Origin of the sequence: Pandoraea aquatica (genome assembly GCF_902459565.1) — a bacterium.
Classification (GTDB): domain Bacteria; phylum Pseudomonadota; class Gammaproteobacteria; order Burkholderiales; family Burkholderiaceae; genus Pandoraea; species Pandoraea aquatica.
This window is the reverse complement of record NZ_CABPSN010000001.1, coordinates 206,445-232,278: the sequence shown is the minus strand read 5'-3', so window position 1 is coordinate 232,278 and position 25,834 is coordinate 206,445. Positions and strand designations below refer to the sequence as shown.

Sequence of the window (25,834 nt, the reverse complement as noted above, 5' to 3'; positions counted from 1 at the left end):
GTAGGGCAAACATTTCCCGTGTCCCGGCGTGCGGCCGCTCAGGTGTTCCAACCGCCCGTCTTAACTTCAGGAGCCATCGATGTCACGCCTGCCACGTTTGTTCGTTACCGCCCTAGCGGCCGCCTCCGCCGTGCTCGCCCTGACAACCCTGACCATCCGTCAGGCGAGTGCCGCGCCGGGCGACCTGCCTCCGGTCCCGGCTGAAATCAAGGCACAGAACCAATTGCGTATCGGCGTGCGTTGCGATCAACCGCCTTATGGCTATCAGGACGGCAGCGGGGCATTCGCCGGTGTAGAAGTTGAAATGGGGCGTCAGATCGCCGAATGGGCGCTCGGCAGCAAGGACAAGGCCGTCTTCACCTGCGTGACCGCAGAGAATCGCGTGCCTCAACTCCTCGGCCGAAAGGTCGATTTGCTGATTGCCACGCTGGGCGTTTCGCCCGAGCGTGCCCGCGTGATCGACTTCACACAGCCCTATCGCTGGGGCGCGAGCGACGTCGTGGTTCGTCGCGACAGCGGCATCAACTCCATCGCAGACCTCAAGGGAAAGACCCTCGTCGCCCTCAAAGGCTCGGTGCAGGCCAAGTGGTTCGAGGACCACATGCCGGACGTGAAAATGCTGCGCCTGAACACCGCCGCCGACGCCATGCAAACCTTCCGTCAGGGGCGCGCGGATGCCTACACGCACGACGCCGCCACGCTCGTCGTCGCCGCCGCGCAGGATCCACAGGCCAAGCTGCTGGGTCAGTACTTCCAGATTTCGGACGCCGCCATCGGGGTGCGCAAGAACGAAGCCGCCTGGCGCGACTACCTGTCGGCAACCATTGCCCGCATGCGCTACGAAGGCCGATTCGTGCAATGGGTCAAGCTCAACGTACCGGAATCGATTCGCAGCTATTACCTGTCGGTGTTCCAGCAGGGACGTCCGAAGGAAACGCTGTAAGCGGGCGCCGACCATGGATTTCGACGTCGCCTACTTGCTTGCGCAATGGCCCGCGCTCTGGCGCGGAGCGCTGATGACGCTGGAAGTGTCGGTCATTGCCATTGTCTGCTCCGCGTTGATCGGCATCGCCGGCTGCGCCGTTCGCCTCTTTCGCGTGCCGGTGCTCTCGCAGATCGTCACCGGGTACGTGGAATTGATGCGCAACACACCGATTCTGGTGCAGCTGTTTTTCATCTTTTATGGACTCCCGGCCATCGGCCTCGGCCTGTCGCTGTTCACTTCAGGCGTAGTTTGCCTCTCCTTGTGGGCAGGCGCGTACCAGATCGAGAATCTGCGCGGTGGCATGGCAAGCGTTGGACGTCGAATGTACGAGTCGTGTCACGCCCTGTCGCTGCGTCCGTGGCATTACTTCACGCTCATCGCATTGCCGATCGCCTTGCGTCATGCGCTGCCCGGCATGCTCAACACTGCGATCTCGCTGCTCAAGAACTCCTCGTACTTGCAGGCCATCGGACTCATGGAACTGACGTTCGTCGCCGTCGACCGCATCGCGACAGATTTCCGCCCACTTGAGATGTTCGGCGCAATCCTCGTGCTGTACCTGTGCATGGTCGCCGTGCTTGCTCTGCTCGCGCACCGGCTGTCCGCCTGGATGCAACGACCGTTTCGCACTCATTGAGGCGCTTGCCCACCATGCACGTCATTCTGGAAAACTGGTTGCTGATCGCCAAAGGGTTGGGCATGACACTGGCCCTTGCCGGGACAGTCCTGTTGTGCACGACGGCGATATCTTTGCTGCTGGGGGTGCTGGCAACCCTGCCCTCACGCTGGCTCAAGGCGACGATCCACGGCTACGTCGAACTGTTTCGCTCGATTCCGCTGATCGTCAATGTGTTCTGCGTTTTCTTCGTCGCCCCGATGTTCGGTCTGGATCTCAGCCCGTTCGTTGCGGCCACCGTCGGGTTGTCGCTATGGGGCGGTGCCAACGGGACGGTCGTCGTCTCCGGCGGCATCCTGTCCGTTCCCCCGCACCAATGGAAAAGCGCCGCTGCCCTCGGTCTGCGCCGCTGGCAGATCTACCGCTACGTGATCGGCCCACAATCGGTTGGCGCAATTCTGCCCGCCTATACAGGACTGCTCACGCTGCTGGTCCAGTCGACTTCGCTCGGCGCACTGATCGGCGTGAGCGAGTTCCTCAAGATCAATCAGAACATCATCGAGCGCGTCACCGTCATGCAGGGCCGCAATCCGGCTTTCGAAGTCTACGGTTTCGTTCTCATCGTCTATTTCATCGTTTGCTCGGCACTGAGCGCGCTGTCCCGTTACCTCGAACGACGCCTGCAACGCGATCCCGTTCGTTCTTTCCCCCAACAAGGCTGAACATGTCCACCTCCAAAGTCAGTCGTCGGCTCACCGAAGCCGCCGCGCCCGAAGTCAACGACATCATCTTCAAACCTCGCCTCGACGGTTTCGACGAAACCTTCGTCCCGCTTGGCGACATCAACAAGGCACATGTCGTGATGCTGGCCGAACAAGGGCTAATTCGTCCCGAACATGCGTCGGCACTGGCGCGCGGCATTCTCGCGATGGAGGACGCAGGCCCGGGTGCCGTACCGCTCGATCCGAGCCGGGAAGACAGCTATTTCAATTACGAAGCGCATTTGATGGACAACGTCGGGGCCGACGTCGGCGGACGGATGCACACGGGGCGAAGCCGCAACGACATTCTTGCAACGCTCGACCGTCTGCGCGGACGCGCCGTGCTGCTCGATCTTGTCGACGCCCTGTTGCGCGTGCGCGAAACGGCGTTGGTGCAAGCCGCCCATCACGCGGACATCGTCATGCCCGGATACACCCATTTGCAACCGGCGCAACCGATCACCTACGGGTTCTATCTCGCAGGGGTCGCACAGGCCCTTGAGCGCGACACCCGTCGCCTCATGGATACACTCACGAACATGAACGTCTCCCCGCTCGGGGCCGCAGCGTTCGCTGGCACACCGTTCGCGATCGACCGTCAGCGCACCGCCGACCTGCTTGGCTTCGATACGTTCGTGGACAATGCGCTCGATGCTGTGGGCTCGCGCGACTTCGTTCTGGAGAGCATTGCCGACCTGAGCCTGCTCGCGGTGCTGTGGAGCCGCGTCGCGCAAGACTACTTCGTGTGGACCACGCACGAATTTGGGCTGATTGAATTCCCGGACAGTGTCGCCACGACGTCGAGCATCATGCCCCAGAAGAAGAATCCCGTCGTGCTCGAGTATCTGAAAGGACGCACCGGACAGATCGTCGCCGCACTGATGGCCAGCGCGATGGCTATCAAGGGTACGAACTTTACCCACTCCGGCGACGCCAGTCGCGAAGGCACCCAGGGCTTCTGGGACACTGCGCGCGAGGCCATCCGCTGCCTGCAACTGCTCGAACTCGTGCTGCGCACGGCGCGACCGGTCGCGTCGCGTGCAGGCCGACTAGCCGCCGAAGACTTCTCGACTGCGACCGCGCTGGCAGACCATATGGTGCGCGAACACGACCTCTCCTTCCGGGCCGCGCATCATGTCGTCGGGTCGGTGGTGCGCAGCGCGATGGACCAAGGCGTGCCGGCCGACAGGATCGATGTCGCCATGGTCGAAGCCGCGGCGCGCGAGCAGCTCGGTGCGCCGCTGGGCATTGACGCCGCCTCGGTACGTGCCTGTCTGGACCCGGCAAGCAATGTCGCCGGGCGAGCGTCGGCGGGCAGCCCGAACCCGCAAACCCTGCGCGCGCACCTGGAAGACGCGCAGGTCAGGCTCGACGACGCCCGCACGACCCTCGCCGGATGGCACACCCGTCTGGCGGATGCCCGGCAGGCACTGCAAAGTGCCACCCGCGCGCTGGCGGGACTGCAATGAACGCGCTGCTCTCGATTCGCGGACTCCGTAAGCATTTCGGTCCGCATCAGGTGGTCAACGGCGTGGACCTCGACGTCTATCCAGGACAGGTAGTGGTCGTCATCGGACCGAGCGGATCGGGAAAATCGACGCTGATCCGCTGCCTGAACAGTCTCGAGACGCCGACCGACGGCACGGTGACGCTCGGCGACGCCGCCACCAACGTGCGCGACCATCGGGCGATGGCGCGGCTGCGCGAGGATGTGGGCATGGTGTTTCAGGATTACACGTTATTCCCGCACCTGACCATTTTGCGCAACATCACGCTGGCACCGGTCAAGCTGGGACGAATGACGCAGGCCGACGCCGAGCGGACCGCGCATGCACTGCTGGAGCGCGTCGGGCTGGGGCACAAGGCGAACGCTTATCCAGTATCGCTCTCTGGCGGGCAGCAGCAGCGTGTCGCAATCGTGCGGGCGCTGGCGATGAAGCCGAAGCTCATGCTGTTCGACGAACCGACTTCTGCGCTCGATCCGGAAACCGTAGGCGAAGTGCTGGGCGTGATGCGCGATCTGGCACGCGACGGCATGACGATGATCGTCGTCACGCATGAGATGGCCTTTGCCCGGGAGGTCGCCGATCGGGTCATCTTCTTCGACCATGGGCGAATCGTCGAGAGCGGCTCTCCCGCCGAGATTTTCGGCGCGCCGAAGGAAGCGCGAACGCAGCAGTTTCTCAGCAGCGTGTTGCGCTGAACCGCGTCGCGCCAATTCGTACCGACTTGGGGGTTGCGCAGCGTCGAACAACGCTGCGCAACGTCTCTCATTATCGAATGCGAGACGCGACGGCCACCGTATTCGGCGAGTCGGCCAGCGGGACGAACTTGCGGGTCTCACCGTCAAGCGCGTCGATGCCGCCGGTTTCGATGTCGTACACCCATCCATGCAGGTTCATACGGCCCTGCTCAAGCGCAAGGGCCACCGACGGATGCGTGCGAATGTTCGCCAACTGGGCAATCACGTTCTCCCTGACCAGCCCGTCGAGCTTCGCACCGGGCGTGTCGTAGGAATGCGCGGCATTGATTGCCTTCGCCGCGTCGGCGTGACGTAGCCAGTTGGCCACCGCAGGCATGTGGTCGAGGCAGGTGCAGCGTGAAATCGCGCCCATCGCACCACAGTCCGAGTGGCCGCAGATCACAATGTCCTGTACACCCAGTACCGAAACCGCATATTCGACTGTGGCGGAAACGCCTCCCGGCTCCGGTCCGTATGACGGAACGATGTTGCCGGCATTGCGAATGACGAATAGCTCGCCGGGCTCGCGCTGCGTGAGCAGCTCCGGAACGACACGGCTATCCGAACAAGTCACAAAGAGGGCTTTGGGGTTCTGACTCGTGGCAAGTCGCTTGAAAAGCTCGACGCGCTGAGGAAAGGCCTCCCGCTGGAAACGCAGGAAGCCGTCAATGATGTCACGCATAGGAAATCTCTGAGTTAACACGTCGGTGCGACGGCGATCGTTTTGCACCCTGATCTGCCATCGACCTGCGCCCATTATCCCTCATCCGCCTCCACAAGCCCAATGCCCTGCCCCCCGGTCGTCGACCACGAGGGCTGCTTGCTCCCGGTGCCCGTGCCGGGCACACGGCGCGACGACCGCCGAATTCAAAAAAAAGCGTCAAATGTGCATCCGGCGACGCCCTTTCTTCGTATACATCGCAACGACACTCACCGGCCGGAAATGTCACCGATGCTAACGACTGCCGTGATAACCCTATGCGGACTGATCATCACCTTCGCATTGGCCTGGTTATTGCAGAAACGGACGAAAAACGCAGGCATGGTCGATCCCATCTGGGCTGCCGCACTGGCCGCAGTGGCCATTTTCGTGGCGTTACGGGGCACCGGGGATGCGCTCAACCGGATATTCGTCGGTGTGGCCGGTGGCGTCTGGGGTGCGCGCTTGGCCATGCATCTGTGGCGTAGAAATTGGGGCAAGCCGGAAGACGCACGCTACCGGGCCTTCCGAGAACGATGGGCGGCGGCGGCCGACCGCAACATGTTCTGGTTCTTCCAACTCCAGGGCGTGATTGCAATGTTGCTCGCGGTCGCGTTTTTTGTACCGGCATTCAGTGCACAGGCCCCCTCCCCTCTGAATATGGGCGTCGCGGCGCTCGTCTGGGCGAGTGCGATCGCAGGAGAGACGACTGCCGATCACCAGTTGCGCAGCTTCGTATCCGATCCCGCACATCGGGAACAGGTCTGCCGCGCAGGCTGGTGGCGGTACTCGCGTCACCCCAATTATTTCTTCGAATGCCTGCACTGGTGCAGCTACGCCGCGCTCTCCATCTCGGCTCCTTGGGGATGGACAACGCTTTTTCCCCCGCTCCTCATGGCATGGCTGCTGCTCAAGGTGTCGGGCATCCCGCTACTGGAGGCGCACCTGATGGCCACCCGCCCGGCCTACCGGGAGTACATGAATACCACCAGTTCGTTGGTCCCCTGGCCGCCGAAAGCCTCTCGCCAGCCGTAATCGGCTTGATCAACATCCGCATGCCCGGAGCACGACACTATGACTGTCTCTCTTACGCAGCCGCCTTCGATCAGCCCCAGCGCTGCCGAACCATCGGGATTGATCCGGCTTTGTGAGTCGGGTGTGGTGCCCGGCGCGCTGTTGCGCGCCGGAATGCGCCGATTGATACGCCAACGGCTCAGGCAGGAGCACGCGTCCCACGTTGAACACAGCGTGTCGGCGCTGGCGGCGCTCGTGAAAGAACTGCGCGCGAGTCCTATTGCCATTGCATCTCAGGACGCCAATGCACAGCACTACGAGGTGCCGAGCGAATTTTTCCAGGCGCACCTTGGTCCTGCGATGAAGTACTCCTGCTGCTATTACGAACACGAGGAGACAACGCTGGAACAGGCCGAACGGGCGATGTTGGCGCGTTATGCCGAGCGCGCACAGCTCGCCGACGGACAACGCATCCTCGATCTCGGCTGCGGATGGGGATCGCTCGCGCTGTGGCTGGCCGAGCGGTACCCCGGCGCACAAATCGTCGGGCTCTCCAATTCCCACGGCCAACGACGGTTCATCGAAGCGACGGCCGCAAAACGAGGGCTGCGCAACCTTCGGATTGTGACGGGCAACGTCGCCGACTTCGATTTCTCCGACGACGTCCCTGCGCACTTCGACCGCGTCCTTTCCATCGAGATGTTCGAGCACATGAAGAATTACGGTGCGTTGATGCAGAAGATCGCGCACTGGCTCGACGATCGGGGAATGTTGTTCGTGCATATCTTCGCGCATCGCTATCTGGCCTATCACTTCCAGGATCGGGACGGCTCCGACTGGATGTCGCGGCATTTCTTTACCGGCGGCACCATGCCGAGCGCCGACCTGCTGCTTCACTTCCAGGACGACCTACGCCTGACCGACCGGTGGTGGGTCGATGGGCAGCACTACGCGCGCACGGCCAACGATTGGGGCGACGCGCTCGACGCCTCCAAGACGAAGACGATGCCGCTGCTGGAGGCGGCCTACGGGGCGCAGGCTCGTCTGCAATTTCAGCGCTGGCGCATGTTCTACATGGCTGTCGCGGAGCTGTTCGGCTACGCCCGGGGCCAAGCGTGGGGCGTGGGCCATTACCTGTTCGAAAAGCGTGGAACGACCGTCGGAGGCACGCCGTGATTCGACATTCGGCCGCAGGCGCGGCACTCGTCTTCGCGGCGCTGACCGGTTGCTCCGGCTCTCAGCCCAACCCGAATCCGCTCGCCGACGTGCCGCTCAAGGTCGCTGCGGTCGATTTGCCACGCTATATGGGCCGTTGGTATGTCATTGCCAATATTCCTTATTTCGCCGAGCGCGATTTCGTCGCCAGCCGGGCCGAGTGGACGCTGCGCGAAGACGGGCGTATCGACGATCACTTCTACGGTCGCAAAGGCGGGTTCGACCAACCCGAGAGTCACTACCAATTCGTCGACAGCGTCGTGCCCGGCAGCGGCGGCGGCCATTGGCGGGTGCGGCTCTTCTGGCCGATCTATGTCTCACAACTCACCTTGTACGTGGACCCGGATTACCGCTACACGCTACTCGGCTATCCGGACAAATCGCTGGGCTGGATATTTTCGCGGACCCCAACGATGGACGACGCAACGTATCGCTCGCTACTGATGCGCTTATCGGCCATGGGCTACGACACATCGCGCTTTCGACGCGTGCCGCAGTTGCCGGAGCAACTCGGGAAGCCCGGCTTTGCCCCATCCAACGGATCCGACTGACGGAGAGATCGTGCAATGAGTCCAACGACGGTTCTGCCTCCTGGCCAACGAATTGCGGTGATCGGCGCAGGGATCTCTGGGCTGGCGAGCGCCTATCTGCTTGCGCGCAAGCATCGGGTGACGGTATTCGAGGCGGGCGAATACGCGGGCGGCCACACCAACACCGTCGATGTCGAGCTCGACGGCAGGCACGCGCCCGTCGACACGGGCTTTCTCGTGTTCAACGAGCGCACTTATCCGAACCTCATCGCACTCTTCGACGAGCTTGGCGTGCGGTCCATCGCCAGCGACATGTCGTTCTCCGTCTCCATCGGCAGCGGCGCGCTCGAGTGGGCGGGGACCAATTTGAATACCGTCTTCGCGCAACGCAGGAACCTCTGTTCGCCGAGTTTTCTCGGCATGCTGCGTGACATCGTGCGATTCAATGCCGCGGCGCAACGACATCTCGAGAGCGCATCGAGCGAACGGCAGTCTGTCGGCGAACTGCTGCTCGCGCATGGGTATGGGCAGCCGTTTCAGCAGCACTACCTGTTGCCCATGGCGGCGTCAATCTGGTCAAGCCGCGCGAGCGATATTCTGCGATTTCCGGCGGTCACCTTCCTGCGGTTTTGTCTGAATCACGCCCTGCTGCAAATTCGGGATCGACCGCAATGGCGCACGGTCGCCGGTGGCGGCCGCGAGTACGTCAGGCGTATTACCGCCACGCTGGAGGACGTTCGACTGCGCACGCCGGTGAGGCAAGTGGCGCGCGACAGCAATGGCGTGACGATCCGTTTTGGCGACGCACAGACCGAACGCTTCGACGCGGTGGTGATGGCAAGCCATACGCCGACGAGTCTTCGTTTGCTTGCAGACGCCGACCCCGAGGAACACCGCGTACTCGGCAGCGTGCGCTATCAGCCCAACATTGCCGTGCTCCACACCGACGCGACGTTGCTCCCCCGAAGCCGACGCGTGTGGTCGGCCTGGAATTATGTGAGCCATACGAGCCGCGCGACCGCCGACGCCCCCGCCGTTTGCGTGAGCTACCTGATCAATCAGCTCCAGGCCCTGCCATTCAGCACGCCAGTTGTCGTGACGCTCAACCCGGTACGGGAGCCCTCGCCGTCCACGGTGCTCGGCCGATATGCCTACGAACATCCGCTACTCGATCTCGCCGCAGTGGACGCACAGTTGCAACTTCCGGCGTTGCAGGGCCGTCGGCGCACCTGGTTCGCTGGGGCGTGGAGCGGTTATGGGTTTCACGAGGATGGCCTCAAATCCGCGCTGCGTGTCGCTCGCGATTTCGATGTTCTGCCGCCGTGGGCCTCCCTATGAATACGACCGCCCCGACCGCCCGAACCAACGCGACCGATCCGACGAACGCCCCGGCCGCCTGGCTGCTCAAAGGGCGCGTCATGCACGAGCGTCTTTACCCCGTAGCGCACCGGTTCACATACCCCTTGTTTCAGATTTCTTGTGATGTTGCGCGAATGAACACGCTGGTACGTTGGTGGTTCGCCGTGGACCGATGTCGCCTTCTGAGCCTGAAGTCGGCCGACTACGGACCGAGAGACGGCCGTTCGCTGGACGTGTGGATGCGTGAGCGTCTCGCCGAGGCCGCGATTCCTGCCGACGGTGTCATCTGGCTGCAAACCATTCCGCGCATCGCCGGTTACGCGTTCAACCCGGTGAGCTTCTGGTATTGCCACGATCGCGCTGGGGACCTGCGCGCGATCTACGCGGATGTGAACAACACGTTCGGCCACCATCACGGCTACTTGCTGTGCGCGCCGGGCGCGGCCCCCATTCGCGGCGATGTCGCACTCCAATGCCGCAAGGAATTTCACGTTTCCCCGTTCTGCCGGATCGAAGGACAGTATGCGTTTCGCGTCAACCGACACGGGCGGGTGTGGTCGGTCTGCATCGAATACTCCGTGGACGACAAGCGGATCTTGCAAACGGCCATCGGCATGCATGCCGAGCCACTCACCGGCGTGGCAGTACTGAAGGCCATGCTCGGTGCGCCGCTCAATGCCCTGAGCGTCGTTTTTCGAATTCATTGGCAGGCACTGCGACTATGGCGCAAAGGCGTGCCGTTCCACGGAAAGTTGCCCTCCGATCAGGAAATCAGATCATGACCCTGCTTCGCCTTCTTTCCCCTCACGCCACAGTCCCGCTGGGTGCCCGCGTATTCTGTGCCCTATTGCAGCGTCTTCGCACGGGCCATCTGACACTCGTGACACCCGACGGCTCGGTACAAGTTTTCGGTCAATCCAGCGACTCGCCCGGTGCCACGCTTCAGATCCACGACTGGCGAGCCTGTCGCCAGATCCTGCGCGCAGGCGATATCGGCTTTGCTGAAGCCTATATTTCGGGGTGGGTCGATACACCAGACATCGCCGCACTGCTGCGCCTGGCGCTACGCAATCGGTCCTCGATTGAAAGACCGATCGTCGGATCGCGATTGAGCCGGATCTGGTTTCACCTGCGGCACGCGATGCGCCGGAACTCACGGACGGGCAGCCAGCGTAACGTTCATGCGCATTACGATCTGGGTAACCGGTTCTACGGGCTGTGGCTGGACCCGACCTGGACTTATTCGAGTGCGCTGTTTGAGGGCGACACGCAACGCTCGCTCTCCGACGCGCAGTGCGCCAAGTACCAACGCATTATCGATACGCTTGGATTACGTTCTGGCGACGAGGTACTGGAGATCGGGTGCGGCTGGGGCGGATTTGCCCTGCACGCGGCACGGCAAGGCATTTCGGTCCACGGCATCACGCTGTCGCAGGAGCAACTGGCGCTCGCGCGCCGCCGGATCGCCGACGCCGGTCTGGCGCACGCGGCAACCGTCTCGCTCACCGATTACCGTGACGTTCGGGGACAGTTCGATGCCGTGGTGTCCATCGAAATGTTTGAGGCGGTCGGGCAAGCCTACTGGACGTCGTTCTTCAGCCTACTGGCGCAGCGCCTTCGCCCTGGTGGCCGCGCGTTGATCCAGACCATCACGATTGCGGACGAGGCGTTCGACGCCTATCGAGAATCCAGCGACTTCATTCGGGAATTCATTTTTCCGGGCGGCATGCTGCCGAGCGTGCCGCACTTCGTCGCCGCTGCGCGAAGCGGCGGCTTGCATGCCCGCGAGACACTGACGTTCGGCCCTGACTACGCACGCACACTCAATCTGTGGCACGCAGCGTTTTCGTCCCGAATCGAGGAGGTCCTCGCACAGGGATTCGACGAATCGTTCATCCGCACGTGGCGCCTATATCTGAAATATTGCGAAGCGGCGTTCGACGAACGGCGCGTCGACGTGAATCACTTTCTGGTCACCCGCGACGGCTGACTCGGTCACATCGGGAGCATTCCCCCCATTTTCGGTAAACTATCGGTTTCCGGGCGGCATTGCCTCCCGCAGCTTATTCAGTTTCCCATGTCGAATACCCACGAAATCCGTCCCGGTCAGTCCATCGAGCTGCTCAAGGAACTCCACATCCTGACGCGCGACGGCAAGATGAATCAGGACAGCCGCCGCAAGCTCAAGCAGGTCTATCACCTGTTTCAGTTCATCGAGCCGCTGCTCCAGGAAGTCAAGAACGACAACGGCCGCCTGACGCTCGTCGATCACGGTGCCGGGAAGTCCTATCTGGGCTTCATCCTCTACGACCTGTTCTTCAAGGCGCTCGCAGACGATTCGCATATCTTCGGGATCGAAACCCGTGAGGAACTCGTCAAGACCTCCACGGCGCTGGCGCAACGCCTCGGCTTTCCGGGCATGTCGTTCCTGAACCTGTCCGTCGCCGATTCGATTACCTCGCCGGCATTGCCCGAAACGGTCGACGTCGTCACCGCACTGCACGCCTGCAATACCGCAACGGACGACGCCATCCGCTTTGCGCTCGCCAAGCAAGCCCGCCACATCGTGCTCGTCCCTTGCTGTCAGGCCGAAGTCGCCGCCGTACTGCGCAAACACAAGGGCCAGCAACTGGCCGGCAACGCGCTGACGGAAATCTGGCGTCACCCGTTGCACACGCGCGAATTCGGCAGCCAGGTCACCAACGTGCTGCGCTGCCTGCAACTCGAAGCCCATGGCTATCAGGTCAGCGTGACCGAACTGGTCGGCTGGGAACACTCGATGAAAAACGAACTGATCATCGCCCAGTACAAGGATCTGCCGCGTCGTCGGCCCGCCGAGCGTCTGGAAAGTGTGCTGGCGTCGCTGGGGCTCGAAGAAATGCGTGATCGTTTCTTCACCGCCGATGCACCCGCCACGCCCGCCGAAGCCTAAATCTCCACCGCACGATACCCCGGTTGCCGGAACGGATGCGCCTCGGCAAATTCCGGCATCTCGAAGCAGCGCTTCGTCAATTCGGCCACCCGCGGAAATTCGTCCATGTCGACCTGATACAGATCGGCAATGATTCTCTGACCGGCGATGCAGATGTCCGCGAGCGTGGGTGTCGCGCCGATGACGAACGGCGCCGCCGGGCGCACCATCAGCATCCGCTCGTACGTCGCCAGCCCTTCCCTCCCCCAATGCGCACACCAGGCCTCGACGGCATCCGTGCCTACGCCGAACGTTTGCGCCAGATGCTTGCGAACACGCGGCACGACAAACGGGTGTGAATCCGCCACGTGCACCTGCGCGACCGCACGGACATACGCGCGGTCTCGTGCATCTACCGGCATCAATCTCGGCTCGGGGAAAATCTCGTCCAGATACTCCATGATCGCCATCGACTGAAAGACACGATGGCCGTCGTGCACCAGGGTCGGAACCACGCGCTCCGCGTTGACATCCGCGTAATCGGTGTCGAACTGCCGTCCCGCGAGAATATCGACCTCGATTTCCTCATACGGGAGCTGTTTCAGTGCAAGCGCAACCTTCACGCGAAACGCAGCGTTGGAACGCCAGAAGCCATAGAGCTGAATTGTCATTGCGATAGTCCAATCGTCGTGCCGTCGAAGAGATACAAATGCACCGTAAAGGCTCCCCCTCATACGATTGCATTTGCAATTCATTTGACGAGATGATGCCATCCGACAATTGCATTTGCAATAAACAGCACGAAATCGACACGCGCCTTCACGCTGACCACGGGCGACGACCTCCGCAGCATCGGCGCCTCCGCTTTCCCTCCAGCCACTGACAAACCCCTGCCCGCTCAATGGATTGCTTGCGTTGAATTCTATATTTCCATATTATTGGAAACATCAAACAAAACGCTCAAGACCCTCATGTCAATCGTGCCACCTCAGACGACCGCTGCTTTGAAGCCGGAGTATCTCGACGAAACCATCGCTACCCGGCTCGGCCTGCGCGGCGATCCGCCGGTTCGCATCCTGATGTTGTACGGCTCCTTGCGCGAACGCTCTTACTCGCGTCTGGTCACCGAGGAAGCGGCTCGACTCCTCACACGGATGGGCGCAGAAGTCCGTATCTTCGATCCGCGCGGTCTGCCGATGCCCGACGAGACGACTGGCGAGCCCCATCCCAAAGTCAGAGAACTTCGTGACCTGTCGCTCTGGTCCGAAGGCCACGTCTGGTGCAGCCCGGAGCGGCACGGCACGATTTCCGCCGTCATCAAGAATCAGATCGACCACCTTCCCCTCTCGATGGGCGGCATCCGTCCGACACAAGGCCGCACGCTCGCCGTGATGCAGGTCAGTGGCGGATCGCAGTCATTCAACTCCGTCAATCAATTGCGGCAGCTCGGCCGATGGATGCGAATGTTCACGATCCCGAACCAGTCGTCGGTGGCCAAAGCGTTTCAGGAGTTCGACGAGGAGGGTCGCATGAAGCCGTCGGCCTACTACGACCGCGTCGTCGACGTGATGGAGGAGCTAGTGAAGTTCACGCTGCTGCTGCGCGGCAAGCGCGATTATCTGGTCGATCGTTACAGCGAGCGCGTGGAAGCCGGAACGCCGATGGATCCGGTCACGGATCTGTCCAGCATCGCCCTCGGCGCCTCACCGAACGCCCGGTGAGGCAGGGCCCGTCGTCGTCACATCAGCACTTGCGCGGCGACACCGGCTCGCACAGCCCTGGCACTCCGCCACAGCAGTTTTCGGTCAGGAAACCGATCAGCGCATTCATCTTGTCGATGGCCGCTGCGTAGTAGATGTACCGGCCTTCCTGCCGTGCAGTAATCAGCCCGGCGTTTGCGAGTTCTTTCAAGTGGAAGGACAGTGTGGCGTTGGCGAGGCCCAGCGATTCGGCGATGTTGCCGACGCTCAGCCCGCCCGGCCCGGCAACGACCAGAAGCCGGAACACGGCAAGTCGATTGCCTTGCGCCAATGCAGCAAGGGCCTTCACGGCGTCGGTATCGTTCAGAACAGTTTGCATAGCGTCAGGCATAGAGGTCATCCGCATTCATCGCGGACTCGTTATTTCTATATTTCTGGAATTTTAGATCAAATGATACAAGCAGACACCCTAAAGCGCCACGTGCTGTTCCTTTGCACGCACAACTCCGCCCGTTCGATTCTCGCCGAAGGCATTCTGAACGACCTCGGCAGCAAGCGCTTCGTCGCGCACAGCGCGGGTAGCCAGCCAGCCGGACAACCGAATCCACATGCGTTGGAATTGTTGTCGTCGCGCGGCATCGATACATCGTCGATGCGAAGCAAGTCGTGGGACGAGTTCGCGCAACCGGACGCACCGCGCATCGACTTCATCTTCACCGTCTGCGACAACGCGGCCGGCGAAACCTGCCCGATCTGGCCCGGGCATCCGGCCAAAGCACACTGGGGTGTGCCCGATCCGTCGCAAACACAAGGCGATCCGGACGAGGTCCGCAAAGCCTTTCTTCAGACGTATCTGCAACTTCGCACGCGCATCGAACTGTTCCTCGACCTCCCGTTGGACAAGCTCGAATCGGCAGACGCACAACAACGCCTTCAGGAAATGGCGAACCGGCTGCGCGCCAGGGGACAGTGATGACAGATGCATCTCATCAGACGCTCGGCGATAGCGCCGCAACGCCAACGCCGATGCGTGCCTTCGAGCGATTTCTGTCGATCTGGGTGCTCCTTTGTATGACGGTGGGCGTGCTCATCGGGCACACAGCACCTGGACTGGCCGACATCGTGGCTCAGCTTGAAGTCGCTCACGTCAACATCGTGGTCGCCGCATTGATCTGGGTGATGATTGTGCCGATGCTGCTAAAAATCGAGTTTGGCGCGTTGAGGCGCGTAACGGAACACTGGCGCGGTGTCGTGGTCACGGTAGCGGTCAACTGGCTTGTCAAGCCATTCTCGATGGCGCTTCTCGGCTGGCTGTTCGTCCGTCATCTCTTCGCGACGTGGTTGCCGGCGGAATCGCTCGACAGCTATATCGCAGGCCTCATCCTGCTTGCCGCCGCACCTTGCACCGCGATGGTTTTCGTATGGTCGCAGCTCTGCCGGGGCGATGCGTACTTCACACTGTCGCAGGTCGCGTTGAACGACACCATCATGGTTGTCGCATTCGCGCCCATCGTCGCGCTACTGCTGGGCGTGTCCTCAATCACCGTGCCGTGGGAGACGCTCGTGGTGTCGGTGTTTGCCTATATCCTGATTCCCGTGGCGATTGCACAGGGATTGCGTCGCGTCTTACTCAGACGCAGTCGCAAAACACTCGACACTGTCGCGGCGGCTGCCGCGCCATTCTCCATGGCAGCATTGCTCGCGACGCTCATCCTCTTGTTCGCGTTCCAGGGAGCCACAATCGTCGCGAATCCCGTGGTGATCGGATTGCTCGCCATTCCCATCGTGGTTCAGGTGCTGTTGAACGCCGGACTCGCCTATCTGTTGAATCGCAAACTCGGCGTTGCGCATTGCGTGGCCGGCCCATCGAGCCTGATCGCGGCGAGCAACTTCTTCGAACTTGCGGTCGCAACGGCCATCAGCGTGTTCGGGCTACGGTCCGGCGCGGCATTGGCGACAGTCGTCGGCGTGCTGGTCGAAGTCCCGCTGATGCTCATCGTCGTTCGTGCCGTCAATCGTTCGAAGCATTGGTACGAACAAGTCTCGCGAGATTCAGAATGACGGAAATTCATCAGTTCTTGAAATGGATGACAAACACGGGCATTTCGGACAGAATTTCCCCGGCTCGCCGGATTCGGTCAGAAACGCCCGGCGTGTCACCTCCTGATGCACCGACCAACTCAGCAGAAGGCTCAAGAAATGTCACATCCAGTGTTTCTCGAGAGTCCGCCGTGGCCACGCATGCCGGAGGGCCGTAAGGGCGAACTGAAGACGTATTTCTCCGCCGACGGCCCGTCGTTGGAAGCCAACGCCTATCTCCCGCTGTTCTGGCGAGTCCTCTTTTCCGCCGAAGACATTCACTTTGCGTACGTCATCGACGAGTTCGACCCGGACGACGACGCCGTAGAAATCGACGAGTTTCTGGAAGGTGCGACGCAAGCGGAAAAGGATGCGAAGTACCCCTATCTGGTGACGACAAAGACCTTGGCGCTCGAACGCGCCGCCCGTCGGCGCGATCACGTCATCGAACTGCTCGGGGAACGTTACCGAGCGATCTTCGACGCCTTCGTCGATTACCTCGGCACGGCATACGGCGGGTTCATTCTCGTGCGCACCGGCGGCCTGCCCGACGTGACCGACGCCACCGAGTGGATGACCACCGAGCTGGAACAGGTTGCGGCGCTGGATCACGGCACACACGTGCAACCCGCACTGGCCGACGAGATCGAAGACCTCCGCCGCGTCGCCGACAGCGACGCCGTCTGGCGCTCGACCGGCACTGGCAATCCGCGCGCCGAGGTGAACCCGTGGCCGAGCCGGTCGCTGGTGGAAGCCTTCCCGGCATGCGCACCGCGCACGCGTCCGGCGGTCACAGAGCGCCCGCCCACCGTCGAGAAGCATCAGTATCGGGATCCCAACGCGCTCGACAAGGCGCTGGAATGGGTGGCAATTCTAGTCTTTGCGGCGGTCGCCGTCGGCACTTGGGCCACCACCCGATCTGTCTGGAAGGCGGTTGTCGCGACAGTTGTTGTCACCGCCATCATGGCGTGGCTGCTGGTGCGCGTCCGACGCAAGTGACACCGAACGCCACGTTCGAACGGTCTGGACAAATCAGTCCGCGCCGATCATCCCATCGAGCCCTTTGAGCCATTGCACGCGGGCGGCCGTCTCATTTGCCGCCTGCACATTGCGACAAGCCTGAGCGCTCGAAGCGCTTGTATTGCCGTCCGACGGACACACGACGGCAATCAGTCCCTTCTCGGCAGACGCAAACGTACGCCACTTCTCATTCGACGCTCTAACGACACCGCCCGACGCTGACGGCAATCTGCGCATCATGCGACGGCCCCAGCGGTCGACCTCGGCATTCTGGGCATGACCAGCATGACCGGCCACCTTCGCAGACGCCGGGCCTGTGCCCTCCGACGCGGCCAACGAGACGTCGTCGCGATACCGTGCGAGCGTCTGTGCCCGACGCTGTGTCAGCCGCATCACGTCGTTGGCGTTCGCCGGGGCATACATCGTGCCGTGCACGGTGGCATAGACGGCCTCGATGAGCTTCAGATCCGCGTCCCGACTCGCAAGCCATGCGCGCTGCGCCGCGAGCAACGCCGGGCGCGCCGTTTCCGGCAATGCGTCGCGCAGCGATTGATAGGTCGTATTGAGACGCGCGTCCCATGCATGGGTGGCATCCACGATGCACTCGTCCTGCCCGCCGGTCGACTGCTTCTCGGGATCGGCAAGGCAGCTTGTGAGCGTTTTATCGATGTCCGCCGTAGCACCGGACGCCGGTGCGTCGGCCGCCATGGCGGTACAAGTCAGGCATAGGGCCAGCACAGGCAGGCCGCACAGCAGCAGGCGATTCACCATATGGGTCGTCGATCCGGAATGAGTTACGGATTAGCGGATTCAAGCGCTTGCGCCGCAAATAATCAAGCATCCCTCAAATGGATGATGAAGCGAACGCTCGCGCACGACTATCCTCCTATCAAAACAGCACCACAAAAACACAGGGGGAAAACATGGCACGCGTATATAAGCGCATCCATCGCGCAAAACTCGCCCTGGCTGCCGCAAGCGCAGTCGGACTATTTGTCGTCATCGGCAACGCACACGCCGAAGAAGGCGCATTCATTCAGGCGGAAGGCCCGAATCACTGCAAGGTCTGGTCGGACGCCAAGCCCGAGGAGCGTCCTGAGTGGACCTCTACCTGGACCGGGCCGTGCAACAAGAGCGGTATCGCCGATGGCCCTGGGGTCCAGGAGTGGAGCCGTAATGGCGCCTTCTCGGCGCGCTTCGAAGGCACCATGGTTAATGGCAAACGCGGGGGTGTAGGCGTCTATACATGGGCGTCCGGCGATCGCTACGAAGGACCGTTCGCCGCAGACGGACGCACCGGCAAAGCAAAATACTACTGGCCCAACGGCGACTTCTACGATGGTGACTTCATCGCGGGCAAGCGCACCGGCAAGGGTGTCTATGTCTGGGCCAGCGGCAAACGCTACGAAGGCGACTTCATCGACAGCGACATGACCGGCGAAGGCTATCAGTTGGAAACTAACGGCAACACCTATCGCGGCGGATGGCTGAAGAACCAGTTCAGCGGCAACGGCGTGATCGTGTTTGCACAGGACGGCTCGATTCGCGCCGGTCAGTTCGTCAACAGCAAGATCGTCGAGGGAACCGACAGCGAGGCGGACGGCACACTCATCGCGACGTACTCCAACGGTGTGCGAACCAAGGCGGCATCGACGGATAGCGGCCCCGGCGTATTCTCGTTCGTTGCCGGTCTGCTGGGCGCGGCCGCCCAAGGCGTCGCCAGTGGTGGCGGACGCAATGCCGCGCAATATCAGGCCGCCGCCACCGCGCTACAAGCGGTTTCAGGAACGGGATCGTCTGGCGGCGGCACCATGCCGATGGCGCAGCCGGTCTCGACGATGGCGTCGGCAGGCAATGGCAGCGTAGGAAGCGCAGGATCCGGGGGCGGACGTGCCTCGTCCAACGATCCGTTTGCCGGACGCAAGGCGACCGCCCCCGTCAAAGGCTGCATGGAGCAGGTGCGCATAAAGCGCGGCGCGAGTGGCTGGGGTGGTTGGTACGACTACGAGACCGGCATCGTCAACAAATGCGGCTACATCGTGAACACCGCCTGGTGCGTGACCAGCCTGAAGGGCGAAAGCGATACGGCGCAGTGCGAGAAGCAATACTCCGGCATGTACGGCCTGAACCCGGGTCAGCAATCGTCGCTGCACGCCGACCGGTTCGGCGAGCTTCAAATGCTCTCGTGCAAGGAGCCCGCCATGCCGCTCAAGATCCAGTGGAACGGCACGCGCTTCACCGGCACGTGCTATCTGCCGCCGGGTCAGTCGTAACGCGACCTGCCCGGCTTGTCTGACTTGTCCCGTTTATCCCTTGCGCCCGGGGTTTCGGCACCGGGCGCATCGGACATGCGCCCGCCACTCCCCGCTTCCCCTCGTTCACGATGCCCGTGATGGCTGAGCGCTTCGGCTAACGCCACACGCGCCGCCATCAGCATGGCGGTGAGTTCCTCTGCGCGCACGCGCAACGCGCGATTCTCTCCTTCCAGACGCTGCAATCGCCGGTAGGCATCCATCGCATCGAACGGGGCATCCGCAGGCGGATCGATTGCCGGGCGTCCGCTGCCGTCCGGGCTGAGCAGCGCCATGACCCGCGCGACGTGCTGCGCCAGCGTCTGCTGCTCAGCGGCACGCATGCCGGGATGCATCGCATCGCCCGCCGGTGCAATGCCGCCCGGCCCGATCCGTGCCCGCGTAATCGCCCGCTGCACCGTGCCCGCACTGGGCAAGCGCTCGATGCCCGCGCCCGCCAATACGCGAAGGTAAGTTTGTGCGCTGTGCAGGCGATGCGTTGCGCCGGTGGCGTCGCGAATGAACTGGTCGAGAAATGCCGTGTTCGACTCGCGATGTGCTGCGTTGGCCCGTCGGGCGGCGGCGTGAAGTACGCCCAGCGTGACATCGTCGAAGTGGGGGGAAGAACGTGGCATCGGAGCTCCTCGTCAATTGGGAGAGCGACGGCTGGGGCGGTGCGGCGGCACCGGGGCGTACAACGGCGGCAGATCGTCCGACGCGGACGACCGGCGCGACGCTCGGATCATTTGCTTGCGGACGACTTTCAATCGCTGCGCGAGTTGCGGATCGACGGGGCCATCGTGCGGCGCGCCGAGTGCATACCGCGCATACACCGCGCCACGAAGCGCCACCATGTCCTGCGAGCCTTCCATCGTCAGCCCGCCCGGCGCATCCGCCCGGCGATCCAGCCAGGCGTATAGCGCCCCCACGAACGCGGACCATGACGTGCCTCGTGCAGCACGCTTCAACTGCCGCCACGCATGCGGTTCCCCGGTCGTCATCGTTCGACGCCAGGTGGCAATGCGTTGCCGCGAACCGCGTGCGGCGCTTAGCAGCCGGGGACCAACCCACACGAGGGCGAACACGAACGCGAGGCCCGCGCCTGCAATCCACAAGTCGGAACGATTCAGCACGATCACTCGATGCGCCGCGCGGCCGACGGCATCGACCGGAATCTCGAACAACGGCGTTTCATGGGCACCCCGGGCGCTCAGGGAAATCGCTGGCAACGAAACGTGTTCGCGCCGGTGCGCCGCGGTGTTCCACCATTCGATCTCGACGGCCGGCAGCTCGATATGACCGGACCGGTTGACCACGTACATCGCCGAGTCCGTGCGCACCCCGGCAACGAGACCCCGGCTGCCTTGCAGGTCGTCAGACGTCTGCGCGGGTCGCATGTACCGTTGGAGACCGTCCACGTCCACCAATGGCGCAGGCGGAATCAGGATCGCTTCGGTCGCCGTAGCGCGCTGGGTGATGGTGCGGGTGACGGTGTCACCCACCTGAAGATGCGACGGCGACGGTTCGATCTTCTGGCTGACGTTCAGGCCACTCGTCGGGAAGAATACGGCCATGCCTTCCGCGCCCGGTGGCACCGTGGCAACGAAGGAAAGCGATGGCGTGTGCAGCGCGACCGGTCCCGTTGCCCCGCCCGGTAGCACATGGATCACGAACGAAGGCACGGTGTATCGCTGCCCGGCCTGCGGTGCAATGCGATACGCGCGGCTCACGCCGAACCAACGCTCGTCGCCGATCGTCTCGCTGAGGTTGCGTGCCTGCTCGTCCGGCAACGTGACGATGGCGCCCGGCATGTCGAACAACGGCCAGTCGGGGGCGTCGCTCAGCCAGGTGGTCGTCAGAATGTCGACGACGAGTTTCACCTGCGTGCCCGCGACCACATTGCCCGCCGGTTCGAGATGCGCACGAATCATCGTCTTCGGCGGTTCGTCGGCGTGCGCGCCCGGCGCGATTATTGCGGTGACGGCGAGGCACGTGGCACAAAGCCAAGGTCCGATGGCCAGACTCGCGATCCGCACCATCAAGCACCGCACGACCTGCTGCATGATTTTTGTCATGGCACGGCCGCCTTTGCACCGCCGACCGATGCTGACGGCCCGGCCGCCACGGGCCTAACCGATGGAACCGATGGCGTAGCAGCCTCCTGTTCGAAGCGCTGACGCAGGAACATGGCGGGCGACGTGTTGAGTCCTCGCATCCAGACGTCCTCCGTCGGGGCCATCGTCACCACCGTCTGCTGTGCGCCCTTCCCCTTTTTCGCATCTTCTTTGTCCTGCCCCTGGGAGGGCTGCTGGTGCGCTTCCTCCGTCTGCTCGTCGGCCTTGAGCAGATCCTTCATCAGCGCGATGTTTGCGGTCGCCTCCGCCCAGCCCGGATGCAACTTCAACGCAATCTCGTAGGCCTTGATCGCGCCCTCATAATCGCCCAGATGCGCCAGCGAGTTGCCCATATAGAACGCGGCTGTCTCGCTTTTTTGCTGCGTGAATATCTGCGAGAACGTGGCAAGCGCATCGCCGTAGTCCTTCGCCGCGTATTGGGCACGGCCTTTCCACATCGAGTCCTCGAAGCGCGCGGCGGCCGTTGCGAAGTCGCCTCGTTCGTAATACCAGCGCCCCTGTTGATCGCGCGTTGCAAAAGCGTCGATCCATCGCCAGCCATCGTGTTGGGGCGCTGTATCGCCGGTATCGGCGGCACGAACGACATCCGGCGTTGCCGCAAACGCCAGCGAGAGCACCACGACCGGCAACCACTTCACCGTCCAGCCACGACGGAACGACAGCAACACGAGCAACAGCAAAGGGACGACCAGCCAGAACCCGTTTTCCTGCCAGCGTGGCTCGCGATGCGCTTCGTCCATCTCGGCGAGATAGGTCTGCGCGCGGCGCTGCACCCAGACGACGTCGTCGCCGTCAGCGCGCAAGCTCGCCAGCGGTATGCCCGCGTCGCTTGCCAGTGTGCGGATGCCGTCGGCATCGAATCCGGCAGTCACCGGCACGCCGCTCGCGTCGGTGGCGACAGTGCCGTCGGCATTGCGCACGGTACCGCCCTTCGACGTGCCCGCCACGAGCCACAGCAGTTGCTGCTTCGAGGCTTTCGCCTTTGCGATGAAGGCCTCGCGCGACGTCGCATCGAAACCGTCTCCGATGAACACGACAGTGCCGGCCGCGGCATCGTGCGCGAGCAGTCGCTCGGCCACGTCGAGCGCCAGATCCATGCGCTTGCCGTCCTTGGGCATCAGCCCGGTGGCGAGTGCAGGCACATAGAGTTCGAGCATCGCGGGGTCCTCCGTCGGCGGTACGACCAGATGCGATGTTCCGGCGTAGACGACAAGCCCCGTGCGTGCGCCTTTGCGCGAGCGCGCGATATCCAGCACCTTTGCCTTCGCGCGCTCCAGTCGTGTGGGCGGCACGTCGTTGGCGTCCATGGAACGGTTCAGGGCGAGCGCGATGACCATCGGTGCTTTGTCCTGACTGAACGGTGGCCGCACCTGCTCCCACGTCGGCCCCGCCGCCGCCATCGCGCCGACAGCCAGCAGCATGGCCAGCGTATGCACCGGCTGAAGCCGATACGTCCGCGTATCGCCAACGAGCAAATGCTCCAGCAATGCTGGCGCGATGAATTTGCGCCAGCGTGCGCGAACGTCGTTGCGCCGTCGCCAGACCAGCGGCAACAGTGCGGCGGGCACGAGCAGCCACAACCAGAGCGGACGCAGAAAGTGGAACGCGCTCAGGTCAATTTCCATGCGTGGCTCCGGCCATGACCTCGGGCTTCGCTTCGGATGTCGGCAGGCTCGCCGGTGCGGGTGCCTGGCTGTCGCTGCGCTCGCCGTCCGCCTGCACACCTCTGCGGGCCGTGCTGCGGATGATCGCGACGAGCAATGCACACAGGTGGTACGCCGTCACGATCAGCAAGGCCAGCCCCAGCGGTATCCAGAAATACTCCGTCTGCGGCCGGTAGACCTCCTGCTTGATGCGCTCGGGTGTCAGACGGTCGAGCTGCGTGTAGACGTCGGCCAGATCCTGTTCGCGGCCGAACGCCTGATACGACCGGCCGCCGGTCGCATGGGAGATGCGCTGCAAGGCCGCCAGATCGACACGATCCTCACCGGTCGCGTCGACGTCGCCAATGCCGATGGTGTGAATCACCAGCCCGTGCTCCTTCGCGATGCGCGCGGCCTGATCCGGAGGAATCTTGCTGGCGGTGTCGTTGCCGTCCGTCAGCAGAATTAGCACCTTTTCAGCCGCTTTCGAATCGGCCAGCAGCTTGACGGTCAACCCGATAGCGTCGCCGATCGCTGTGCGAGGGCCAGCCATACCGATCTGCATCTGATCGAGCAGAATCATGACGCTGTCGTGGTCCAGCGTGAGCGGTGCTTGTGGATATGCGGCGTCGCCGAACACCACCAGTCCGATACGGTCGCCGCGCCGCTTCGCAATGAAGTCGGCCACCACGTGTTTCACCGCCGTCAGCCGGTCGGTCCGCTCGCCCGTGGACGCGCTGACGAAGTCCGTCGTACCCATCGACTGAGACAGATCGATGGCGAGCATCAGGTCGCGCGCCGGCGTCTCGTGCGTAATCGGCGCTTCGACATGCACCGGACGGGCCGCCGCCACCACCACCAAAAACCATACAATCGGCAACAGCAGCCATTGCAGCCAGTTGCGCCGCAAACGCACACCACCCGGTGACGGGCGCTCACCGGCGGCATCCGCCATCTCGTGAAAAAACGGCGTGCGCAGCGCAAGCGCCATCGCCCGGTACGGCGGCACGAGCCACGCGACCAGTATCGGCAGCGGCAACAACGCCAGCATCCACGGCAGCTCAAACTTCCACATGGTGATCACGGATCCATTGACGGGCGCGCTGCATCAGCGCGTCGATGTCGCTTTGCGGGGTGTCGTCCACGCCACGCGGTGCATAGCTGGCCATCGCCAGGTAATGACCATCGGCCACGACGAAGCGGCCACGATGTCCGTTCAGGAAGTCGATCCACGCGGCACCGCGCAGACGGCCGACGCCCGCGCCTGGGTACGCGGCCAACGCCGTGCGCTTGAGCAACGCGGCAAGCGACGCGACGGCCATCGTGCGGCGTGCGGGATCATGGGTCATCGACACCAATGTTTCGAGTTCGGCCAGCGCCAAACGGCGGTATCGATCGCGACGGTATCGCCGCCATGCGCGCCAGCCGCACCACGCCATGCCGAGCAGCACGAGCAGTGCCACCACGCCCCATCCCCACGTCTGAGGCATGTACGACGCGGGGGGCGGGAGCGGTAGTTCGTCCAGGCCAGTCAATGCCAGCGAGGCGTCCATGGTCTCCGGCACGTCGTCTGGCATGTCGTTCGGCGCGTTGGCGACCGGGGTGGTTGTCTGGGCAAGAACCCACGTAGTGCTCACAGTCCTCCTCCATGCACGCCCGAATGACGCGCCCCCAGCAACCGGCGCACCTGATCGACTGCCGCTTGCGCGCTTGAGAGCGGCATCCACGGCACGCCGCTCGTGCGCAGCAGTTCCGCGACCTCGGCGGTACGCCCCTTGAAAAACGCGGCGACAGGCGTACGCACCCGTTCATTCGCGACGCGCAGCTCGACCTGCAAATGTCCTTCGCTCACGACCAGCGCACTGCGCTCGTCGACGTGCTGCCATAGCGGGTCGAAGACCAGTCCGGCGACGACATCGTTGTGCACGCTCAGTTGCCGTAGCAACGCCTGTGTGCGCGCGTCGGCACCGGCGAAGTCGCTCACGATGCAGATCAGATGATCGTGCGGTGCCATATGCAGCAACTGCCCCAGCGCCTGATTCAACTGCGCGTAGTCGGTCCGCACCGGACTGTCCGCGCGCAATTCGGCATTCATTTCGGCGATGGCACCGAACAGCCGGGCGATCCGGCTCAGACTTCGCAAGGGACGCACCCGCTCGATGCGCGCATCGTTGAAGACCACGCCGCCTACACGATCGCCGGCCGCATAGCCCATCCATGTCGCCAAAGCGGCCGTCTCTGCCGCGACGACCGACTTGAACGCGCGTTGCGATCCGAAATGCATGCTCATGCGCTGATCGACGACCACCTGCACGGGGCGGTCGCGCTCTTCCGTATAAGCACGCACCAGCGGCCTCGCCACGCGCATCGATGCGCGCCAGTCGATGTGTCGAATGTCGTCACCCGGCACGTAGCCGCGAATTTCATCGAAATTCAGCCCTCGCCCACGTAGCCGCGATGCGTGATTACCCGACAGCACGCTCCTGACCGGTGCAGGCGCGACGAAGCTCAGTCCGTGCGCGCGGAACCGCAGCCGCATCAGATGCGGCACGTCGACATGCACCGTCCCGAGCGTGTCGACGGGGACTTCACGACGGCTGGCAGGCAATGGCGGCGATGCTGTCATGAGCACG

Annotated in this window: 27 protein-coding genes; 17 read left to right on the top strand and 10 right to left on the bottom strand. The window is 63.0% G+C overall.

Going from position 1 to position 25,834, the window contains the following annotated elements:
• Window positions 1-79: 79 nt before the first annotated feature.
• Genes PAQ31011_RS00895 through PAQ31011_RS00875 form a run of 5 tightly spaced genes read left to right on the top strand, consistent with a single transcriptional unit; the run spans window position 80 to window position 4,565 of the window.
• Window positions 80-943, top strand: coding sequence for a transporter substrate-binding domain-containing protein (locus tag PAQ31011_RS00895; RefSeq protein ID WP_150574056.1), 864 nt, complete (start codon window positions 80-82; stop codon window positions 941-943).
• Window positions 944-956: 13 nt separating this feature from the next.
• Window positions 957-1,622 carry an amino acid ABC transporter permease gene (locus PAQ31011_RS00890; RefSeq protein ID WP_150574055.1) on the top strand — a complete coding sequence of 222 codons (666 nt, stop codon included), beginning with the start codon at window positions 957-959 and terminating at the stop codon, window positions 1,620-1,622.
• Between the two features lie 14 nt (window positions 1,623-1,636).
• Window positions 1,637-2,323 carry an amino acid ABC transporter permease gene (locus PAQ31011_RS00885; RefSeq protein ID WP_150574054.1) on the top strand — a complete coding sequence of 229 codons (687 nt, stop codon included), beginning with the start codon at window positions 1,637-1,639 and terminating at the stop codon, window positions 2,321-2,323.
• Window positions 2,324-2,325: 2 nt separating this feature from the next.
• Window positions 2,326-3,831, top strand: coding sequence for an argininosuccinate lyase (argH, locus tag PAQ31011_RS00880; protein WP_150574053.1), 1,506 nt, complete (start codon window positions 2,326-2,328; stop codon window positions 3,829-3,831).
• On the top strand, window positions 3,828-4,565 hold the full coding sequence (locus tag PAQ31011_RS00875; protein WP_281349959.1) for an amino acid ABC transporter ATP-binding protein: 738 nt from the start codon (window positions 3,828-3,830) through the stop codon (window positions 4,563-4,565). The genes argH and PAQ31011_RS00875 overlap by 4 nt, the downstream gene beginning before the upstream one ends.
• 70 nt (window positions 4,566-4,635) lie before the next feature.
• Here PAQ31011_RS00875 and PAQ31011_RS00870 read toward each other — a convergent pair whose 3' ends face one another.
• Window positions 4,636-5,286, bottom strand: coding sequence for a carbonic anhydrase (locus PAQ31011_RS00870; protein ID WP_150574052.1), 651 nt, complete (start codon window positions 5,284-5,286; stop codon window positions 4,636-4,638).
• A gap of 270 nt (window positions 5,287-5,556) precedes the next feature.
• On the opposite strand from PAQ31011_RS00870, the gene PAQ31011_RS00865 reads away from it, so the two are divergent.
• The 7 genes from PAQ31011_RS00865 to PAQ31011_RS00835 all read left to right on the top strand — a co-directional run bounded on the left by PAQ31011_RS00865 (window position 5,557) and on the right by PAQ31011_RS00835 (window position 12,354).
• Window positions 5,557-6,339 carry a DUF1295 domain-containing protein gene (locus PAQ31011_RS00865; RefSeq protein WP_150574051.1) on the top strand — a complete coding sequence of 261 codons (783 nt, stop codon included), beginning with the start codon at window positions 5,557-5,559 and terminating at the stop codon, window positions 6,337-6,339.
• 39 nt (window positions 6,340-6,378) lie between these two features.
• Complete coding sequence (locus tag PAQ31011_RS00860) at window positions 6,379-7,494, top strand: SAM-dependent methyltransferase (RefSeq protein WP_150574050.1); 1,116 nt, start codon at window positions 6,379-6,381, stop codon at window positions 7,492-7,494.
• Window positions 7,491-8,084, top strand: coding sequence for a lipocalin family protein (locus tag PAQ31011_RS00855; protein ID WP_150574049.1), 594 nt, complete (start codon window positions 7,491-7,493; stop codon window positions 8,082-8,084). The genes PAQ31011_RS00860 and PAQ31011_RS00855 overlap by 4 nt, the downstream gene beginning before the upstream one ends.
• 15 nt (window positions 8,085-8,099) lie before the next feature.
• The gene (locus tag PAQ31011_RS00850) at window positions 8,100-9,401 is read left to right on the top strand and encodes an NAD(P)/FAD-dependent oxidoreductase (protein ID WP_150574048.1); all 1,302 of its coding nucleotides are present in this window, start codon (window positions 8,100-8,102) and stop codon (window positions 9,399-9,401) included.
• Window positions 9,398-10,204, top strand: coding sequence for a DUF1365 domain-containing protein (locus PAQ31011_RS00845; protein WP_150574047.1), 807 nt, complete (start codon window positions 9,398-9,400; stop codon window positions 10,202-10,204). Before PAQ31011_RS00850 ends, PAQ31011_RS00845 begins: the two co-directional genes overlap by 4 nt.
• On the top strand, window positions 10,201-11,412 hold the full coding sequence (locus PAQ31011_RS00840; protein WP_150574827.1) for an SAM-dependent methyltransferase: 1,212 nt from the start codon (window positions 10,201-10,203) through the stop codon (window positions 11,410-11,412). Before PAQ31011_RS00845 ends, PAQ31011_RS00840 begins: the two co-directional genes overlap by 4 nt.
• Window positions 11,413-11,499: 87 nt before the next feature.
• Complete coding sequence (locus tag PAQ31011_RS00835) at window positions 11,500-12,354, top strand: class I SAM-dependent methyltransferase (protein WP_150574046.1); 855 nt, start codon at window positions 11,500-11,502, stop codon at window positions 12,352-12,354.
• On the opposite strand, the gene maiA is transcribed toward PAQ31011_RS00835, so the two are convergent.
• Window positions 12,351-13,004: a maleylacetoacetate isomerase gene (gene maiA / locus PAQ31011_RS00830; protein ID WP_174989844.1), complete on the bottom strand. Its 654-nt coding sequence runs from the start codon at window positions 13,002-13,004 to the stop codon at window positions 12,351-12,353. The two genes, PAQ31011_RS00835 and maiA, sit on opposite strands and share 4 nt — an antisense overlap.
• Before the next feature lie 300 nt (window positions 13,005-13,304).
• On the opposite strand from maiA, the gene arsH reads away from it, so the two are divergent.
• On the top strand, window positions 13,305-14,054 hold the full coding sequence (gene arsH, locus PAQ31011_RS00825) for an arsenical resistance protein ArsH (RefSeq protein WP_150574044.1): 750 nt from the start codon (window positions 13,305-13,307) through the stop codon (window positions 14,052-14,054).
• Between the two features lie 22 nt (window positions 14,055-14,076).
• On the opposite strand, the gene PAQ31011_RS00820 is transcribed toward arsH, so the two are convergent.
• Complete coding sequence (locus PAQ31011_RS00820) at window positions 14,077-14,400, bottom strand: ArsR/SmtB family transcription factor (protein ID WP_425495079.1); 324 nt, start codon at window positions 14,398-14,400, stop codon at window positions 14,077-14,079.
• A gap of 84 nt (window positions 14,401-14,484) precedes the next feature.
• Here PAQ31011_RS00820 and PAQ31011_RS00815 point away from each other — a divergent pair, with 84 nt between their 5' ends.
• The 3 genes from PAQ31011_RS00815 (at window position 14,485) to PAQ31011_RS00805 (ending at window position 17,111) form a co-directional block, all read left to right on the top strand.
• A complete protein-coding gene (locus PAQ31011_RS00815) occupies window positions 14,485-15,006 on the top strand; it encodes an arsenate reductase ArsC (RefSeq protein ID WP_150574042.1) in 522 nt (173 codons plus the stop codon).
• Window positions 15,006-16,094, top strand: coding sequence for an ACR3 family arsenite efflux transporter (gene arsB / locus PAQ31011_RS00810; RefSeq protein ID WP_150574041.1), 1,089 nt, complete (start codon window positions 15,006-15,008; stop codon window positions 16,092-16,094). Before PAQ31011_RS00815 ends, arsB begins: the two co-directional genes overlap by 1 nt.
• Window positions 16,095-16,232: 138 nt before the next feature.
• On the top strand, window positions 16,233-17,111 hold the full coding sequence (locus PAQ31011_RS00805) for a hypothetical protein (RefSeq protein ID WP_150574040.1): 879 nt from the start codon (window positions 16,233-16,235) through the stop codon (window positions 17,109-17,111).
• A gap of 33 nt (window positions 17,112-17,144) precedes the next feature.
• On the opposite strand, the gene PAQ31011_RS00800 is transcribed toward PAQ31011_RS00805, so the two are convergent.
• Window positions 17,145-17,903, bottom strand: coding sequence for a lysozyme inhibitor LprI family protein (locus tag PAQ31011_RS00800; RefSeq protein WP_150574039.1), 759 nt, complete (start codon window positions 17,901-17,903; stop codon window positions 17,145-17,147).
• Between the two features lie 152 nt (window positions 17,904-18,055).
• Between PAQ31011_RS00800 and PAQ31011_RS00795 the strand changes: the two genes are divergently transcribed.
• Window positions 18,056-19,405, top strand: coding sequence for an MORN repeat-containing protein (locus PAQ31011_RS00795; protein ID WP_174989842.1), 1,350 nt, complete (start codon window positions 18,056-18,058; stop codon window positions 19,403-19,405).
• Here the strand turns inward: PAQ31011_RS00795 and PAQ31011_RS00790 are convergent.
• The 6 genes from PAQ31011_RS00790 to PAQ31011_RS00765 are packed head-to-tail and all read right to left on the bottom strand — an operon-like array spanning window position 19,396 to window position 25,740.
• Entirely contained in the window at window positions 19,396-20,058 is a 663-nt protein-coding gene (locus PAQ31011_RS00790; protein WP_150574037.1) for a hypothetical protein, read from the bottom strand. The genes PAQ31011_RS00795 and PAQ31011_RS00790 overlap by 10 nt on opposite strands.
• A gap of 12 nt (window positions 20,059-20,070) precedes the next feature.
• Window positions 20,071-21,498 carry a hypothetical protein gene (locus PAQ31011_RS00785; RefSeq protein WP_246179262.1) on the bottom strand — a complete coding sequence of 476 codons (1,428 nt, stop codon included), beginning with the start codon at window positions 21,496-21,498 and terminating at the stop codon, window positions 20,071-20,073.
• Window positions 21,495-23,183: a vWA domain-containing protein gene (locus PAQ31011_RS00780; protein WP_150574036.1), complete on the bottom strand. Its 1,689-nt coding sequence runs from the start codon at window positions 23,181-23,183 to the stop codon at window positions 21,495-21,497. Before PAQ31011_RS00780 ends, PAQ31011_RS00785 begins: the two co-directional genes overlap by 4 nt.
• A complete protein-coding gene (locus PAQ31011_RS00775) occupies window positions 23,173-24,276 on the bottom strand; it encodes a vWA domain-containing protein (RefSeq protein ID WP_174989840.1) in 1,104 nt (367 codons plus the stop codon). Before PAQ31011_RS00775 ends, PAQ31011_RS00780 begins: the two co-directional genes overlap by 11 nt.
• Window positions 24,263-24,838: a DUF4381 domain-containing protein gene (locus PAQ31011_RS00770; protein WP_246179260.1), complete on the bottom strand. Its 576-nt coding sequence runs from the start codon at window positions 24,836-24,838 to the stop codon at window positions 24,263-24,265. The genes PAQ31011_RS00775 and PAQ31011_RS00770 overlap by 14 nt, the downstream gene beginning before the upstream one ends.
• On the bottom strand, window positions 24,835-25,740 hold the full coding sequence (locus PAQ31011_RS00765) for a DUF58 domain-containing protein (protein ID WP_425495078.1): 906 nt from the start codon (window positions 25,738-25,740) through the stop codon (window positions 24,835-24,837). Before PAQ31011_RS00765 ends, PAQ31011_RS00770 begins: the two co-directional genes overlap by 4 nt.
• Window positions 25,741-25,834: the final 94 nt, after the last annotated feature.